Below are 16,898 nucleotides of genomic sequence, written 5' to 3' on the forward strand. Positions count from 1 at the left end.
TGAAAATACATCAAAAACTTCTATCTTTACAGTCAGAATTAGCACTATGAAAGACCTTATGGGAAAGGCGATCCGGGATTATTACCATCAGGAAAATCCTCAGGATCTGCAGACCGAAACTTCAATTTCCGAACTGGATGAACTTCCAGTTGCATATCTCTTTCGCGATTTTGAAGAAATGAATGAAATCGAACAAAAAGCTCTGGATTTGTCCTACGGAAAAGTCCTGGATATAGGAGCCGGAGCAGGATCGCATTCTTTGTACCTTCAGAATGAAAGAAATCTTGACGTAACGGCCTTAGACATTTCACCAAAATCTGTTGAGGTTTGCAAATTGCGAGGAATAAAAAAAGCAGTGGCTGAAAATATGCTGCAATTCTCCGGTGAAACTTTTGATACAATTCTTTTATTAATGAACGGAACCGGGATTTTCCAAAGCCTTCAGGTAATTGATATTTATCTCAAAAAACTCTACTCGCTCCTTAATGAAAACGGACAGGTCTTGATCGACAGTACCGATATTTTGTATATGTTTGACCGGGATGAAGATGGCGGGGTTTATATTCCGGCAGAAGGGTATTACGGTGAACTGGATTATATCGTTCATTATAAAGGAGAATCCGAAGATCCTATCAAATGGCTGTATCTTGATTTTAATACATTAAAAAATGCAGCGGAAAACAATGGTTTTAAGATCGAAAAATTGCTTAAGGATGAAGATGCTTATCTGGCGAGGCTGACTAAGATATAAAAATAAAAACCTTGAAGGTTGAGCATTATTTATCTATTTAATTTCGTTTAAAAACTTCCCAGCAATCTAAATACTGACATAATAGGATATCCTGATAATGATTCTTTGAAAAGGATATACATGATGATGCTAAGTACGGACAAAACGATTGGAAGTATCGGTGATTTTGCTTGATATGCTAATTTTTTAGGCATTGCGACTACTGACATAACCAATAATAATACGGCTCCCAGTGCAAGAATTCCTATTTCCAGATTATATTTTGTGTTAAATCTCCCGTCATGAGGGGCTGTTGATAAAATATACTGCTGCAAAAAGAAAAATCCAAAACCAATTAATAAAGTTAAAGCAGCAGCGGTGTATCTTTTTACTGTGACCAGATTTAAAAATAATAGAATGGATCCCGGAATGGTACCAAAAACTAAGGAAATGATCAGAATTGTATTGCGGGAATAAAGCTTTATAGCAGAAGGGTCTGTGGTAATATAGTCTTTCCAGACTTCTTTTTCCTGGTTTGTACGGGTTTCATCTTGCTGTTTTTTAGCCAGGATCATTTCACGAATGAAAATTTTTTCGGATTCACTAAAAAGCCGGCCTCTTTCCGTTAGGATTTCAAAGGCTGCCTCAACGGCTTCAGGGGTAAAACGGTTTCCGGGAATGAAGTATCTCTCCAATTCGGCATCAGAGAGTTTTCTCAAAACATTTTTGCTGACCATATATAATAATAAAAAACCTTCAAGGTTCTTAAAACCTTGAAGGTTTGGCTTTATTTACCCAATCTCAATACCGTTTTCTACATTGCTGTCGTCCGGCGTTACAAAAGATAGCTTTCCGTCCGGTTTAGTCGTTAATAACAACATTCCCTGCGACTCGATACCTCTGATTTTTCTCGGCGCAAGATTTAACAAGATCATCACTTGCTTTCCGATTACTTCTTCCGGCGTAAAACTTTCCGAAATCCCTGAAACAACGGTTCTTACATCAACTCCTGTATCTACAGTAAGCTTTAATAATTTATCTGCTTTTTCCACTTTTTCAGCTTCCAGAATTGTGGCTGTTCTCAGGTCGATTTTCGTAAAATCATCAAAAGTGATTTCCTCTTTCATAGGGTTGGCGTTTGGATTGGTTTTTTTATTATTCTGTTTGGTCTGTTCTAATTTCTGAATCTGGGCTTCAATCACCTCATCTTCGATCTTTGAGAAAAGAAGGGATGCTTCGTTGATTTGGTGACCGGTTTCAATTAAAACAGATTTTGTTTCAATATCATTCCAGTCTGATTTATGGACATTAAACATGTTTAAAAGCTTCTCAGAGCTGAAAGGCATAAACGGTTCACACAGCTGAGCCAGAGCCACTGCAATCTGAGCACCCACAAATAATGAGTGTGCTGCTTTTTCAGGATTATCTTTAATGGTTTTCCACGGCTCCTCAGTCTGCAGATACTGGTTTCCGAAACGGGCTAAATTCATTAAGGCACTTAAAGAATTTCTGAATTCATAGTTTTCTAAAAATCCTGCAATTTCTTTAGCCGATTTGCTGATTTCCTGTAATTCAGATGCATTTACATCTCCTTGAGGAACAACGCCGTTGTAATATTTATGAATCAGAACGGCAACCCTGTTAATAAAGTTCCCGAAGATTCCTACCAGCTCAGAATTATTTTTCGTCTGAAAATCTTTCCACGTAAAATTATTATCCTTGGTTTCCGGAGCCGATGAAAGAAGAGCATATCTCAATACATCCTGCTGTCCCGGGAAATCTTCCACATATTCGTGTGCCCACACCGCCCAGTTTCTTGAGGTTGAAATTTTATCGTTTTCAAGATTCAGAAATTCAAAGGCAGGAACATTTTTGGGCATAATGAAATCACCGTGTGCCTTCATCATGCTTGGGAAAATAATACAGTGAAAAACAATATTATCTTTCCCGATAAAATGAACAAGATCAGAAGCTTCGCTTTGCCAGTAGTCTTTCCAGTCTTTCCCGTTTTTCTCTGCCCATTCTTTGGTGAAAGAAATATAGCCGATGGGTGCATCAAACCATACATATAATACTTTGCCTTCTGCGCCGGGAAGCGGAACCGGAACACCCCAATTCAGATCTCTGGTCATGGCACGAGGTTTCAGACCGTCATTCAGCCATGATTTTACCTGTCCGTAAACGTTAGGCTTCCAGTCGTCTTTATGACCTTCAATGATCCATTCATTCAGGAAGCTTTCATATTCATTTAACGGGAGGTACCAGTTTTTTGTTTCCTTTAGGATAGGAACATTTCCGCTGAGCATTGATTTAGGATTAATCAGCTCAGACGGGGAGAGGGTAGAACCGCATCTTTCGCACTGATCGCCGTATGCGTTTTCATTGCCGCAATTCGGGCAGGTTCCTACAATATAACGGTCGGCCAAAAATTCTCCGGCCTGCTCGTCAAAATATTGCTCAGACATTTCTTCCGTGAACTTTCCTTTTTCATAAAGAACCTTAAAGAAATCCTGGCTGGTTTCATAATGATTTTTTGAAGTAGTCCTTGAATATTCGTCAAATGAAATTCCTAAATCCGCAAAAGACTTTTTAATGATTTCGTGGTATTTGTCTACAATATCCTGAGGTGTGACTCCTTCTTTTTTTGCTCTTATGGTTATAGGGATTCCGTGTTCATCCGAACCACAGATAAACGCTACGTCTTTTCCCAATCTTCTCTGAAATCTTGCATATACATCTGCAGGAATATATACCCCTGCCAAATGTCCTATATGAACCGGCCCGTTTGCATAAGGCAAGGCTGCCGTAATCATCTTTCTGTTCGACATTTATAGTAAGTTTTAGTCTGCAAAGATAACGAATATCTCCGGAATAGTATACGGTACCACTTTTAAAGTATTTTGTAGTCTATTAATACGATCGGATATTACATTTAGTTAAACTGATGTTTAACTTTTTGTTAATTTAATATTGTGTTATGCGATGCATATTTTGTATTAATGTACTGATAATTAATGTATTAATATTAATTCATGGTTTAATTTACATAATTTTAACAAATTTTTTAAAAAATTTAAGATAATTATGTTTTTTTTTTAAATTGCAGAAGGCTCACGCCAGTATGATGAAAAAAGTAACTATATAAAAAATAATATTGTGAGAAATTTTACAACGGTATTAAAAATTGCACCTGCATTTCTATTGGCAAGTGCAATGATTCATGCGCAAACCAGTGATACTGCGACTAAAGAGAAAAAAATTGAAGAAGTGGTACTCATTGGTTATGGTAAGCAAAAGAAAACGGATCTTACGGGATCAATAACAGCAGTTTCTGAAAAAGACTTCAACAAAGGGGCAATTGTTTCTGCCGATCAATTGATAACGGGTAAGGCTCCAGGTGTGAGAATAACAAATTCAGGCGGTTCTCCTGATGCTGCACCAAACATCAGAATTAGAGGCGGATCTTCTTTCAGTGCCAACAACAATCCTTTGATTGTAATCGACGGTGTTCCCTTGGATACCAATAATCCAGCTGGAGTTGCCAATCCATTGAATTTGATTAATCCGAATGATATTGAATCTTTTTCAATTTTAAAAGATGCTTCTGCTACGGCAATTTACGGAAACAGAGGTTCTAATGGGGTTATTATCATTAAAACCAAAAGAGGAGGTGGAAAGCTGAGAGTAAGTCTGAACACAAATGTTTCGGTAGGTACGGTCACAAGATATGTTGACGTAATGAATGCCGATCAGTTTAAAAGCTTTATTAACCAGAACTATCCCGATTATAATTACTTATTGGGTGTTGGAGGAAATTCTTCTAATCCTACCCAGGCGGGAACTATATATGATACAGACTGGCAAAAAGCGATCTATAGAAATTCGGTATCTTCAGATAATAACCTGAGTATTTCCGGAAGCTTATTTAATAAAGTCCCAACTAGGCTATCATTAGGATATAATAGAACAGAAGGGGTTGTAAAAACCAGTGATTACGAAAGATTTTCAGCGGGATTAAATATTACTCCTACCTTTTTTGATAATCATTTGAAAATTGATTTCAGTTTAAAAGGATTATTTTCGAAACTTAATGCTATTGACGATGGAGGAGCAATCGGAGGAGCTGTTAATATGAATCCTACACTTCCAGTTTATCTTTCTCAAACAAGTTTGTCGGGGGGAGCATATAACAGATTCGGAGGATATTACCAAAATACTGTTTTGACTGGAAATCAATACCTTATTCAGGGACAGAGCAATCCTTTAGCCATTCTTTTGCAAAGAGAATCTCCACAGAGGATTACCAAATTTTTAGGAAATGCAGAAATTAATTATAAATTCCATTTTTTACCGGATTTAAGAGCTATCGTGAATTTAGGATTGGAAGCATCAAGATCTAATCTTAAAACAGTTTATGGTGAAAATGCCATTGCAACATACAGAAATCCTCAGAATTCTGTAGCTCCTAATGACTACGTATTCAGTCCGGGTGTAGATTATGCAGAACACCAGAATATTGTCAACCAGACCATGGATGCCTACTTGGTGTATGAAAAAAAATATTCCGGCTTTTTATCCCATTTCCTTATTCAGGGAGGGTATTCTTACCAAAACTTTAAAAATGACGGATACAAAGATAATTACAGATATGATGATGCAACAGGTTTAAGAGTTCCGAATCCGGGTACTGCCCTGAATCCTAATAACAGGTATTATAATGTATTAAATCTACAGTCTTTCATTGGAAGAGCAAATATTGACTTTTATGATAAATATTTATTTACATTAAACTTCAGAGCAGATGCTTCATCATTATTTCAGAAAGGCGAAAGATGGGGCTATTTCCCGGGAGTAGGCTTTGCATGGAAAGTTAATAAAGATTTCTTTACAGGTTCCTCAAATGTAAACGACCTCAAATTGAGATTAGGATGGGGGAGAACAGGTAACGCAGATATTGTTGGCGTTGCAGGATTTTATCCTTCTAGTCCGTACTTTTCAATCGGAGGATCAAATTCTCAGTATTTTCCGGGTGTGGGTACCTACAGTGCTTTGGCATTTAACCCTGGACTTACATGGGAAACAACGGATACATGGAATGGAGGTATAGATTTCTCATTCTTCAAACAGGATAGATTATCAGGAAGTATAGATGTTTATACGAGAAAAACCACTAATCTTCTTGCAAAAGTACCTTTGCCATCAGGACAAGGTTTAACAAACGAATTCACTGAGAATGTAGGTTCTTTGGAGAACAAAGGAGTTGAATTGAATTTAACGGTAGTTCCTGTGAAAAATGAAAATGTAAACTGGTCGGTATCGGGTAATTTCGGATACAATGATTCTAAAATATTAGATCTTGGAGATGTAAGTTATTTTCCTGATAACTCCAGTACATTGCCTATCGGAACCGGTGTGAAAATTGCCAATAATGCTGTGAGTTATCAGCCTTATTCTGCATGGGTTTTAGAGCAGGTATATGATTCAAACGGAAGACCACTTGATAATGTTTATGTTGATAAAAATAATGATGGAATCATTAATGAAAGTGATAGATATTACAAAGCGATCAGACCAAGATGGACTTATGGTTTCAGCACCTCATTAACCTACAAAAACTGGGATCTGAATGCAGCTTTCAGAGGGCAGATAGGAGGATTGATTTATAACACAAGAAAACTTGCTCAAGGATTTAAGAGTTATACAGTACCTCAAAACTCACAGAGTTTAAATAACATTCTGGTATCTACTGCAGATTCTCCGTTTACTCTTTCCGATAATCTATATTTCTCAGATTACTTCCTGGAAGATGCTTCTTTTTTAAGACTGGATAATGTAACAGTTGGTTATTTATTTAAAAATGTATTTAAAAGTACAAATGTAAGAGTATATGCATCAGTAAACAACGTTTACACATGGACCAATTATTCAGGCCAGGACCCTGAAAATTTTAACGGAATTGATAATAATTTTTATCCAAGACCAAGAACATATACAATTGGGTTTAACTTTAATTTCTAAAAAAATACTAAAATGAAAAATATTAAATATAAAGTACTTACTCTTCTCACGTTTCTGGCTGTGAATACAGCTTGTATTAGCGATTTAGATACAGAGCCTAAAGTAGAATTAACCTTGGAAAACCTTTTGGCAGCTGATCCTAACGCGGTAGAAGGATTGCTTTCAAGATTATATGCAAGTTTTGCCCTTTCGAGTGTGGAAGGACCGGATAAATCCGATATCTCAGGTGCAGACCCTGGAGAATCTCCGTTTGTAAGAGGTTTGGTAAATCTTCAGGATTTTACTGCAGATGATATGAAGAACAGATGGGGAGATAATGGGCTGGATCAGCTTACAACGACTTCAAACTGGACATCCAATAATAAATTCTTCAAATATGTTTATGACAGAATCTATTATACGATTCCGCAGGCTACTAATTTAATTCTAATCATGAAGAGTGGCCAGGTTAATTATGCAAATAAAGATCAGGTTGTTGACGAATTAAGATTTTTAAGAGCTTTATCATACTATTACTTAATTGATTTTTTTGGAAAAGGGGTATTGGTAAAAGATGATAACTTTAATACAACCGCACTTTTACCGGAAACTTCGAGAAAAGATCTTTTCAATTATGTTGAAAGTGAACTTTTGGCAATTGAGTCTACTTTACCTGCAGCAAACTCTTACGGTAGAGCAAACAAATCCTGTGCAAGAATGCTTTTGGCTAAATTGTATCTTAATGCAGAAGTGTATACAGGAACAGCAAGATATAATGATGCTGCAACCTATATCAATAAAATTATCAATGAAGGAGGATATCAGCTGGAGTCTAATATCAGAAAAAACTTTTCATCTGATAACAATACATCTAAAGAAATAATTTTCCCGCTTCTTGCAGATGCAGTTTCCAGTCAAAGTTTTGGAAATACCACTTATCTTGTTAATGGTAGTCTGAGTACAGATACTATGGTGCCTGCAAATTTCGGCGCTTTAGAAGGGTGGGCTGGCCACAGAGCTACAAAAGCTTGGTACGGTCTGTTCGGAAATAGTGTTGCAGATCTTCAGGCAAGTACTGACAAAAGAGCAAAATTGTTCTGGACTCAAGGTCACAACTGGGAAATGAATGACTATAAAGCATGGACTGATGGATTACCGTCAGATAAATTTTGGAATAAAGATTCTAATGGAAACGGTGGTGCAACTAAATTCTCATCAACAGATTTCCCATTATTCAGATTGGCTGATGTTTATTTAATGTATGCTGAATGTGCATTAAGAGGAGCTACAGGAACTACCGTTTCCCAAGGATTAACTTATGTCAATCAGGTTAGAGCCAGATCAAGTGCTACACCGTTAACTTCTATTACCCTAAATACCATTCTTGACGAAAGGGCAAGAGAACTTAATTTCGAAGGTATGAGAAGACAAGACCTTATAAGATTTGGGAAATTCACAGGTGGTAGCTATTTATGGCCATGGAAAGGTGGTGTGAAAAACGGGACATCTATTTCCGACAACTACAAGCTGTTCCCGATTCCAAGTTCAGCATTACAATCAAATCCTAATTTAACACAGAACCCTGGTTATTAATTTTAAAAAGAAACTAAAATGAAAAAAATATTTAATATATTGTTAACCTCAATACTATTTTTATTTGTTTTCTCTTGTGTAAGAGAAGATGATAAAATAGTTTTGAATGAAGTCTCCAAAGGAAATATCTCTGCTAATAAAAGTTCTTTAGTACTTGATAACACAACACCTGCAGATGAAGCAATAAAGTTTACATATACTATTCCTAAATTTGATTTGTCGGTCGTACCACAATATTTTATTGAAATAGCTTTAAAAGGTACAAATTTTAGTAAATCAGAATCAATATCTGTAATTACAGATCCTGCTATGTTTACGTTAGCGCATAAAGCTTTTAACGATAGATTAATAGCTTTAGGAGCAAAAGCAGGAGAGCAGACAGATGTTGAAATAAGACTTAGAACATCTTTTAGTCAAAATACCAATTATTATTCTAATGTTGTATCATTAAAAGTAACACCTTTTGTTAATCTGAAAAACCTATACCTTGTTGGCGATGCTACAGAAGCTGGTTGGAATAATAATAACAATAACCCTGTACTTTTTAGAGATCCCGTTAACGTTAATAAATTTTACTTCAGAGGATATTTTGCTGCAGGATCTTTTAAAGTATTAGAAAAACTTGGAGAATGGCACCCGCAATGGGGAGTAAATGGAAGTGCAGTTTCATCGAGCAACCCTAATGGTTCCAATGAGCCTGCTGTATTTAGTATACCTGCTGCTGGATATTACAGTTTCGAAATCGATATTAATTTAAAAACATACACATTAGCACCTTCGACCTCTGGAAATGTTTATCCGACTATTGGCATCATTGGATCTTCAACTCCTGACGGTTGGAATAGTGATCAGGATATGGTGGCATCTACCTTTAATCCTCATATATGGAAAATTATTAATATAGCACTTACTGTAGGAGAAGCAAAATTTAGAGCTAATAATGATTGGGGGGCAAATTGGGGAAGCAATACTCCTTTTTCCGGAGTGGGAACGTCTGGTGGTGCTAATATTCCTGTAAATGAAGCTGGTAATTATGATGTCTATTTCAATGATTTAGATGGCAGATATATTTTCATTAAAAAATAACCTAATGAAATTTTACATAGCAAAGTGTTGCTGAAAAGCAGCACTTTCTTTATTTTTAAAAGTTTATAAATAATCATTATGAAGAAAATTACAGTGGGAGCGTTATTGTTCTCGACAATGTTTGTTGGTATTAATGCCCAATCCTTAAAATCCCCGGACGGGAAGTTTGAAATGAACTTCCAGCTGAAGCAGGGAATTCCATATTATAATCTGAAATACAATGGCAATGTAGTGGTGGAAGATTCTAAATTGGGTCTTAGATTATTTAAAGATACCGCCATCAAATTTGCTTCGGAGATTGCAAAACCCGAAGATGCCAAATTTGATTTGAACAACGGATTCACAAAAACGGAAGAAAAACGGGACGCTAAAAATGAAACCTGGCAGCCTGTTTTAGGAGAAAAGAAAAGTTACATCAACCATTATAATGAATTGGCGGTAACGCTTCATCAGGATGCAACCGACAGGAATATTGTCGTTAAATTCAGACTGTTCAATGATGGATTAGGATTCCGGTATGAATTTCCACAACAGAAAAATCTTAATTATTTTGTAATCCGTGAGGAAGATTCAGAGATTGATTTTCCTACCGATATGAAAGCATGGTGGATTGCAGCCGATTACGATTCTCAGGAATACCAGCCGCAAACCACTAGAATATCCGAAATTCCGGCAAGATGGCCGAATTCATTCGACAGCAACGCCTCGCAGCAAATGGTGCCTAACGCCGTTCAGTCTCCATTAATGCTGAAAAAAGAAGGTAAAGATCCTTTGTATGTCAATGTTGGGGAGGCTGCTGTTTTAAATTATCCTGCATCTCACCTTGAAGTGGATCCTGTAAATTTTAAATTTAAAACACACTTAACTCCGGACAGACAGGGGGCAAAAGGATATATTCAGACTTCTTCTGCTTCTCCATGGCGAACAATTATCGTTTCTCCTAAAGCTGAAGAAGTATTAGCATCCAAAATGATGTTCAACCTGAATGAGCCTACAAAATATACCGATACTTCCTACATTCACCCTACAAAATACATGGGCGTATGGTGGGAAATGATCATTGGAAAATCGCAGTGGGCCTATTCTACAGCTGAAAATGTTCATATAGGAGTAACTGATTTTTCTAAATTAACACCAAATGGAAAACATGCTGCCAATAATACGAAAGTCAAAGAATACATTGATTTTGCTGCGGCTAACGGCTTCGGAGGATTATTAATCGAAGGATGGAATGCAGGTTGGGAAGATTGGTTCGGACATTCCAAAGAATTTGTTTTCGATTTCATCACGCCTTACCCGGATTTTGATATCAAAATGCTGAACGAATATGCGCATTCAAAAGGAATTAAGCTCATCATGCACCATGAAACTTCTGGTTCGGCCACAAACTACGAAAGATGGGCAGACAAGGCGTTCAAATTAATGAATGATTACGGCTATGATGCGGTGAAAACCGGTTATGTAGGCGATATCATACCAAGAGGAGAACATCACTATTCGCAATGGACGATCAACCACTATTATCGAATTGCTGAGAAAGCTAATGAGTACAAAATTATGGTCAATTCCCATGAATCGGTAAGACCCGGAGGAGAAAGCAGAACCTATCCGAACTGGATTTCCGCAGAAGCAGCAAGAGGAACAGAATTTGAAGCTTTTGCAGGAAATAATCCGGACCATCAGACTATTCTTCCGTTCACGAGATGGATGGGTGGACCAATGGATTACACGCCTGGAATTTTCCAGACGAAATTAGATTATTATTTTCCGGGAGATAAACGTTTTGTCAAAACAACACTTGCAAAGCAATTAGCATTGTATGTAGTGATGTACATGCCGCTTCAGATGGCTGCAGATTTACCGGAGAATTATCAAAGACACATGGATGCTTTCCAGTTTATCAAAGATGTGGCTGCAGACTGGGACGATACGAAGATTTTATCTGCGGAGCCCGGAGATTATATCATTACCGCAAGAAAAGCAAAAGGTACAGAGAACTGGTTTGTGGGAGGAATTACCGATGAAAACAAACGTGAATACACTGTGGATTTTTCATTTTTAGATAAAGGTAAAAAATATGAAGCCACGATCTACGAAGACGGTAAAGATGCAGATTATATCAACAATCCGCAGAGCTACAATATCTACAAAAAACAGATTACCAGCAAATCTAAAATTAACCTTAAAATGGTAAGAAGCGGTGGTTTTGCGATCTCAGTAAAGCCTGTACAATAAATATTTAACAATAATAAACCTTACAGATAATATGCTGTAAGGTTTTTTCACACAATCTTATGATAGAAAAAATCTTTAAACCCATTCAGATGCCATTTTGGTGGCAGGATCTGCTGTTGGCTATTCCTAGAATAGTGTGCGGATATTTACTTACGGTTGACTTCGGAGCAGCAAAATTTGGCTTACCCTGGTCTCCTGAAGATAACAATTTAAAATTTTTTGAAGTTGCTTATTGGTTTCCGAATGACGTTGCTGAATATGGAGGTATTTTCAACATGTTCCCGGCATTTTTTGCCTGGATGGGTGCTTTCAGTGAAGGAGTTGGCGGAATTTTTTTATTGTTAGGATTATTTACAAGACCTTTTGCTGTACTTATTTTTATAACCATGTTTGTCGCTGTATTCTTTCAGCAGTTTAATCAGGGTATGTGGAATATGCTTCCTGCGATGGGCATTATGTGGGTGAATTTATTTTACATTATTTTAGGTTCAGGAAGATTTGGTTTAGATGATGTAATTGCTAAAAAAACAAAAAGATGAAAAAACTACTTTTTTTAATAACATGTTGTTTTATATTGACGGGCTGCGTTCAGAAAGCTTATAAGCAAACTGTAATTTATACACTAAAGGTTCCTGTACAGGAAGAAATTAAATCCGTTGGAATCAGAGGAAATGACCAGCCTTTAAGTTGGGATCAGGATACTGAACTTAAAAAGATCAATAACAGCGATTTGTACCAGACAAAAGTTACATTTATAACCGGATATAAATTCACTGAAGTAAAGTTTACAGTAAATGGAAAGTATGAGCTCCAAAACATGCCTAATAGAAGAGTTGAATTCAAAAATTCAGGAGTAACACACTATAATGCGGTGTTTAATGAGCCTTAAAATATATAAATTATTAAATTATGTCTCAAAACCTTATCTACATTATTGCGCTTTTTGCGTCAACACATTTTTTTTCTCAGATTCAGAAAGTAGAACCTGCATTCTGGTGGAAAGGAATGAAAAACCCCGAACTCCAGATTCTTGTTTATGGAAAGGATATTGCCAAAAACGAAATTGAACTTTCAGACGGAGTTCAGATTAAGGATATTCAAAAAGTTGAAAATCCAAACTATGTTTTTGTAACCGTTAATATCAGTGAAATTAATGTTCCGAAATTTAAAATAAATACTAGAAAAGGCAAAAAAATCACCAGCTCTTATACCTATGAATTAAAGCAGAGAAATCCAAATTCTGCCAACAGAGAATCGTACACGTCAAAAGATGTAATGTACCTTATTATGCCGGATCGTTTTGCGAACGGCGATGAAAAAAACGATTCCAGTCCGAATTTAATCGAAAAAGCAAACAGGAATCTTCCTAACGGTCGTCACGGCGGTGATTTACGCGGGATCATCAATAATTTAGACTATATTCAGAATCTTGGAGCAACTGCGGTTTGGCTTACTCCTGTGAATGAAGACAATGAAAAAGTATATTCTTACCACGGATATGCGCAGACCGATTTATATAAAATAGACGAACGTTACGGAACCAACGAAGAGTATAAAGAGCTTTCCCAAAAATTAAATCAGAGAAATATGAAGCTCGTGATGGATTATGTAACCAATCACTGGGGAGTTTCACATTGGATGATCAAAGATCTGCCAACAAAAGACTGGATTCACTGGTTCGAAGATGGGGAAAATGGTTTTAAGCGCTCTAATTACAAAACCACTACTCAGTTCGACACGAACGCTGCCGACATTGATAAAAAACTGGCCTTGGATGGTTGGTTTGATACCACAATGCCGGATATTAACCAAAAAAATCCTTTAGTTTTAAAGTATCTGATACAAAATGCAGTCTGGTGGATAGAGTATGCCGAATTAGGCGGTTTTCGTGTAGACACCTATCCTTACAACGACAAAGAAGCGATGGCAAAATGGGCAAAAGCGATTACCGATGAATATCCCAACTTCAATATCGTTGGCGAAGCATGGCTGTATTCCACTGCGCATATTGCGGCGTGGCAAAAAGATTCTAAAGTAGGGGAAGCGGCACATTACAATTCAAATCTGCCTTCTGTAATGGATTTCACCCTTTATTCCGACCTTCCGAAAGCATTAAAAGAGAAAGAAGGCTGGGATGGCGGAATGGTAAAGTTATATAATGTTTTTACAAGCGATTTTCTATATCCGAATATCAATAATCTCCTTGTCTTTTTCGAAAATCATGACACAGAAAGATTTAACGAAATTTTCAATGGAAGTCCGGCAGAATACAAACTGGCAATGACTTTAATCTCGACAGTTCGGGGAATTCCACAGCTTTATTATGGTTCGGAAGTCGGGATGCGGGGTGACAAAAACAAAGGCGGGGACGCAGATATCCGGCGAGATTTTCCGGGCGGATGGAAATCAGATAAAATCAACGCTTTTAATCCCTCGTTACAGACTTCAGAACAAAAAGAATTTTATCAGTTTACTCAGAAGCTGCTAAACTGGAGAAAGGGCAAGGATGTAATTCACACAGGAAGAACCAAAAATTTCGTTCCGCAGAATAATGTTTTTGTGTATTTTAGGTATAACGATAATGAAAGCGTAATGATTATTTTAAATAATAATGAAGCAGAGCAGGCAATTGATGTTAAACATTTCGCAGAATCTTTGAATGGTTTTTCAAAAGGAAAAGACGTGATTTCCGGCAAAGAATTTTCAGTAAAAGAAAACTTTAAAATTCCAGCAAAATCGTCAATGGTTATTGAATTAAATTGAATGGAAAAATAGAGATCCTGATACTAAAAATAAGTAACAAACCTAACAGGTTTCTAAAACCTGTTAGGTTTAAATAAGATTATTCAAAACAATCAAACATGAAAAAAACAACAATATTCTTCACGCTTTTTCTAATTATATTCAGCTGTACAACTATTTCTGCTCAAAAAAAATTTGAAGATGAGAAAAAAGAAATCGGAATGATGCTCGATGGATTCAATGTCGCTGCAGCAAAGGCAGATTTTAACACTTATTTCAACTACTTTGCTGAAGAATCAACCTTTATAGGGACCGATGCCACCGAAGTTTGGGACAAAAAAGCCTTTATGAGCTGGGCCAAGCCTTATTTCGACAAAAACAAAACCTGGAATTTCACTTCGTTGAAAAGAAATATCTATTTTAGTAAAGATGGGAAATTGGCTTGGTTTGATGAGCTGCTGGACACGCAAATGAAAATCTGCCGTGGCTCCGGTGTTGTTGAAAAAATAAACGGACAGTGGAAAGTGAAACAATACGTTCTTTCCGTAACGGTTCCGAATGAGGTAGTAGATAAAGTGGTGGAAATTAAAGCGCCGATCGAAGATATATTAATTCAAAAAATGAAGCAATAATGGCAGAGATGATAGGGAAATCCGATAAAAATAAATGGGGTAAAGTGAAAAAGCCGGAGTTGTCAATGCTTCAGATTATCAATATGAGCATGGGATTCCTGGGAATTCAGATGGCTTTTGGTCTGCAAAACGGAAACGCAAGCCGGATTTTGGCTAATTTCGGGGCAGATGTTCATGAATTATCATGGTTCTGGCTGGTTGCTCCGGTTACCGGTTTAATTGTTCAGCCGATCATCGGCCACATGGGAGACAATACCTGGAGCCCGCTCGGAAGAAGAAAACCATATTTTTTAATGGGGGCAGTTCTGTGTGCAATCGGATTGGTAATGCTTCCGAATGCTGCTTCTGCAACGCAGATGATGGCTGCAAATGTTTTATTGATGGCCGTAATTTTCCTTGCCATGATGGATGCTTCCATCAATGTGGCTATGGAACCTTTCCGTGCCTTAGTAGGAGATATGTTGCCGAAACATCAGGCAACCATTGGATTTTCAGTGCAGACGATTCTCATTGGAATCGGAGCGGTAATCGGTTCAGACCTTCCCGGTTGGCTCACGAAATTGGGCGTTTCCAATGAAGCACCGAAAGGATTTGTAGCGGATAACGTCATTTATTCTTTCTATATCGGTGCGGCAGTTCTTCTCATATCGATTTTATATACGATTATTACCACCAGAGAATACTCACCGGAAGAGTTTGCCTCATTTGAAGGCGGAAAAGAAATTGTTGAAGAAAAATCTAAACTTTCTGATATCTTTAAAGATTTTGCAAATGTACCTTCTCAAATGAAAAAATTAGGAGTTGTACAGTTCTTTTCCTGGTTTGCCCTGTTTACGATGTGGGTTTTTACAACAAGTGCTTTAGCAACGCATCATTTCGGACTGTCACCTGATGATACTCATTCTGCGGAATTTAATAGAGCCGGAGACTTAACGGGAAGCCTGTTCGGAAGTTATAATTTCTACGCCATTTTCTTTGCGTTTGCTTTAACACCGATTGCAAAATTTATAGGCAAAAAACAAACACATGCATTAGCGTTGACTTGTGGTGGACTGGGATTGATTGCAATGTATTTTATTAAAGATATTCATTATTTGTGGATTTCAATGGTCGGACTTGGATTTGCCTGGGCAAGTATTTTAGCCATGCCTTATGCGATGCTGATCGATTCTATTCCGCAAAAGAAAATGGGAGTTTATATGGGAATTTTCAACTTCTTTATTGTCATTCCACAGATCATCAACGGACTTTTCGGAGGACCTATCGTAAGTGGAGTCTTTGGTAAAATGGCCATCGATTATATTGTAGTTGGAGGTGCCTGTATGTTATTGGGAGCTGTTCTAACAATGATTTTTGTTAAATCCGAAGATGAAACGCCAAAAGAAATTGAAGAAGAAATTCAGCAGGTACATTTCTGATAAAAAGGAACTTTTTTCCTGAATGATATTTGGTCAATATTTTACGGACTTATCATTCAAAACTGTAAAAGAGTCGGTGGATTTAAGATAAAGCGCCATGTCCGGGAATGTAGATGAATTTTTAGACATCGTATTTTTGTCATATTTTAAGTTTTGATATTCAGTAGGTTATTTGTTGTTTTTATGGTAATGAATATCGTAGAAAGTTTTATTTTTAATAGTATTTCAAAAGAATTTTTATGAAAAATTAAATACATGTAAAAATTAGTTTATTACATTTGCATCATTAAAATACAAGCACATGTATAACTCAATTATTATTCTTGTCATTCTTATTATTATCGGATTCCGGTGATGAGTAATGGCTTGTGATAATTTTATTGAAACAATACCAAACCATTCTCATCTACGAGGATGGTTTTTTGCTTAACAGATGTGCCAAAGTAAAATTAAAAACGATATAGA

General features: G+C 36.8%; 12 protein-coding genes. 10 read left to right on the forward strand and 2 right to left on the reverse strand.

Features of this window, described 5'->3' with window-relative positions; all coding sequences use genetic code 11:
• Positions 1–46 precede the first annotated feature (46 nt).
• On the forward strand, positions 47–751 hold the full coding sequence (locus tag BUA76_RS09820) for a class I SAM-dependent methyltransferase (protein WP_072884630.1): 705 nt from the start codon (positions 47–49) through the stop codon (positions 749–751).
• A gap of 47 nt (positions 752–798) precedes the next feature.
• On the opposite strand, the gene BUA76_RS09825 is transcribed toward BUA76_RS09820, so the two are convergent.
• Both BUA76_RS09825 and metG read right to left on the reverse strand, forming a co-directional pair.
• Positions 799–1,449, reverse strand: coding sequence for a hypothetical protein (locus tag BUA76_RS09825; RefSeq protein WP_228408476.1), 651 nt, complete (start codon positions 1,447–1,449; stop codon positions 799–801).
• Between the two features lie 72 nt (positions 1,450–1,521).
• On the reverse strand, positions 1,522–3,558 hold the full coding sequence (gene metG / locus BUA76_RS09830) for a methionine--tRNA ligase (RefSeq protein WP_072884632.1): 2,037 nt from the start codon (positions 3,556–3,558) through the stop codon (positions 1,522–1,524).
• 328 nt (positions 3,559–3,886) lie between these two features.
• Between metG and BUA76_RS09835 the strand changes: the two genes are divergently transcribed.
• The 9 genes from BUA76_RS09835 (at position 3,887) to BUA76_RS09875 (ending at position 16,433) form a co-directional block, all read left to right on the forward strand.
• Positions 3,887–6,748: a SusC/RagA family TonB-linked outer membrane protein gene (locus tag BUA76_RS09835; protein WP_072884633.1), complete on the forward strand. Its 2,862-nt coding sequence runs from the start codon at positions 3,887–3,889 to the stop codon at positions 6,746–6,748.
• Between the two features lie 12 nt (positions 6,749–6,760).
• Positions 6,761–8,320, forward strand: a complete 1,560-nt coding sequence (locus BUA76_RS09840; protein WP_072884634.1) for a RagB/SusD family nutrient uptake outer membrane protein — start codon at positions 6,761–6,763, stop codon at positions 8,318–8,320.
• Positions 8,321–8,338: 18 nt separating this feature from the next.
• A complete protein-coding gene (locus BUA76_RS09845) occupies positions 8,339–9,406 on the forward strand; it encodes a SusE domain-containing protein (RefSeq protein WP_072884635.1) in 1,068 nt (355 codons plus the stop codon).
• Positions 9,407–9,484: 78 nt separating this feature from the next.
• Positions 9,485–11,641 (forward strand): glycoside hydrolase family 97 protein, encoded by a 2,157-nt coding sequence (locus BUA76_RS09850; protein WP_072884636.1) that lies wholly within the window; start codon positions 9,485–9,487, stop codon positions 11,639–11,641.
• A gap of 59 nt (positions 11,642–11,700) precedes the next feature.
• Positions 11,701–12,180, forward strand: coding sequence for a DoxX family protein (locus BUA76_RS09855; protein WP_072884637.1), 480 nt, complete (start codon positions 11,701–11,703; stop codon positions 12,178–12,180).
• Positions 12,177–12,530, forward strand: coding sequence for a hypothetical protein (locus BUA76_RS09860; protein ID WP_143149895.1), 354 nt, complete (start codon positions 12,177–12,179; stop codon positions 12,528–12,530). The genes BUA76_RS09855 and BUA76_RS09860 overlap by 4 nt, the downstream gene beginning before the upstream one ends.
• A 20-nt stretch (positions 12,531–12,550) precedes the next feature.
• Positions 12,551–14,404: a glycoside hydrolase family 13 protein gene (locus BUA76_RS09865; RefSeq protein ID WP_072884639.1), complete on the forward strand. Its 1,854-nt coding sequence runs from the start codon at positions 12,551–12,553 to the stop codon at positions 14,402–14,404.
• A gap of 98 nt (positions 14,405–14,502) precedes the next feature.
• Positions 14,503–15,015 (forward strand): nuclear transport factor 2 family protein, encoded by a 513-nt coding sequence (locus tag BUA76_RS09870; protein WP_072884640.1) that lies wholly within the window; start codon positions 14,503–14,505, stop codon positions 15,013–15,015.
• Entirely contained in the window at positions 15,015–16,433 is a 1,419-nt protein-coding gene (locus tag BUA76_RS09875; protein WP_072884641.1) for an MFS transporter, read from the forward strand. Before BUA76_RS09870 ends, BUA76_RS09875 begins: the two co-directional genes overlap by 1 nt.
• Positions 16,434–16,898: the final 465 nt, after the last annotated feature.

Origin of the sequence: Chryseobacterium takakiae (genome assembly GCF_900129385.1) — a bacterium.
In the GTDB taxonomy this organism is placed as follows: Bacteria; Bacteroidota; Bacteroidia; order Flavobacteriales; family Weeksellaceae; genus Chryseobacterium; species Chryseobacterium takakiae.

Excerpts from the sequence above, each read along its gene's own strand:
- BUA76_RS09865 (WP_072884639.1), top strand. The coding sequence starts at position 12,551 with ATGTCTCAAAACCTTATCTACATTATTGCGCTTTTTGCGTCAACACAT.
- BUA76_RS09860 (WP_143149895.1), top strand. The coding sequence starts at position 12,177 with ATGAAAAAACTACTTTTTTTAATAACATGTTGTTTTATATTGACGGGC.
- BUA76_RS09820 (WP_072884630.1), top strand. The coding sequence starts at position 47 with ATGAAAGACCTTATGGGAAAGGCGATCCGGGATTATTACCATCAGGAA.
- BUA76_RS09855 (WP_072884637.1), top strand. The coding sequence starts at position 11,701 with ATGATAGAAAAAATCTTTAAACCCATTCAGATGCCATTTTGGTGGCAG.
- BUA76_RS09875 (WP_072884641.1), top strand. The coding sequence starts at position 15,015 with ATGGCAGAGATGATAGGGAAATCCGATAAAAATAAATGGGGTAAAGTG.
- BUA76_RS09840 (WP_072884634.1), top strand. The coding sequence starts at position 6,761 with ATGAAAAATATTAAATATAAAGTACTTACTCTTCTCACGTTTCTGGCT.
- BUA76_RS09870 (WP_072884640.1), top strand. The coding sequence starts at position 14,503 with ATGAAAAAAACAACAATATTCTTCACGCTTTTTCTAATTATATTCAGC.
- metG (WP_072884632.1), bottom strand. The coding sequence starts at position 3,558 with ATGTCGAACAGAAAGATGATTACGGCAGCCTTGCCTTATGCAAACGGG.
- BUA76_RS09845 (WP_072884635.1), top strand. The coding sequence starts at position 8,339 with ATGAAAAAAATATTTAATATATTGTTAACCTCAATACTATTTTTATTT.
- BUA76_RS09850 (WP_072884636.1), top strand. The coding sequence starts at position 9,485 with ATGAAGAAAATTACAGTGGGAGCGTTATTGTTCTCGACAATGTTTGTT.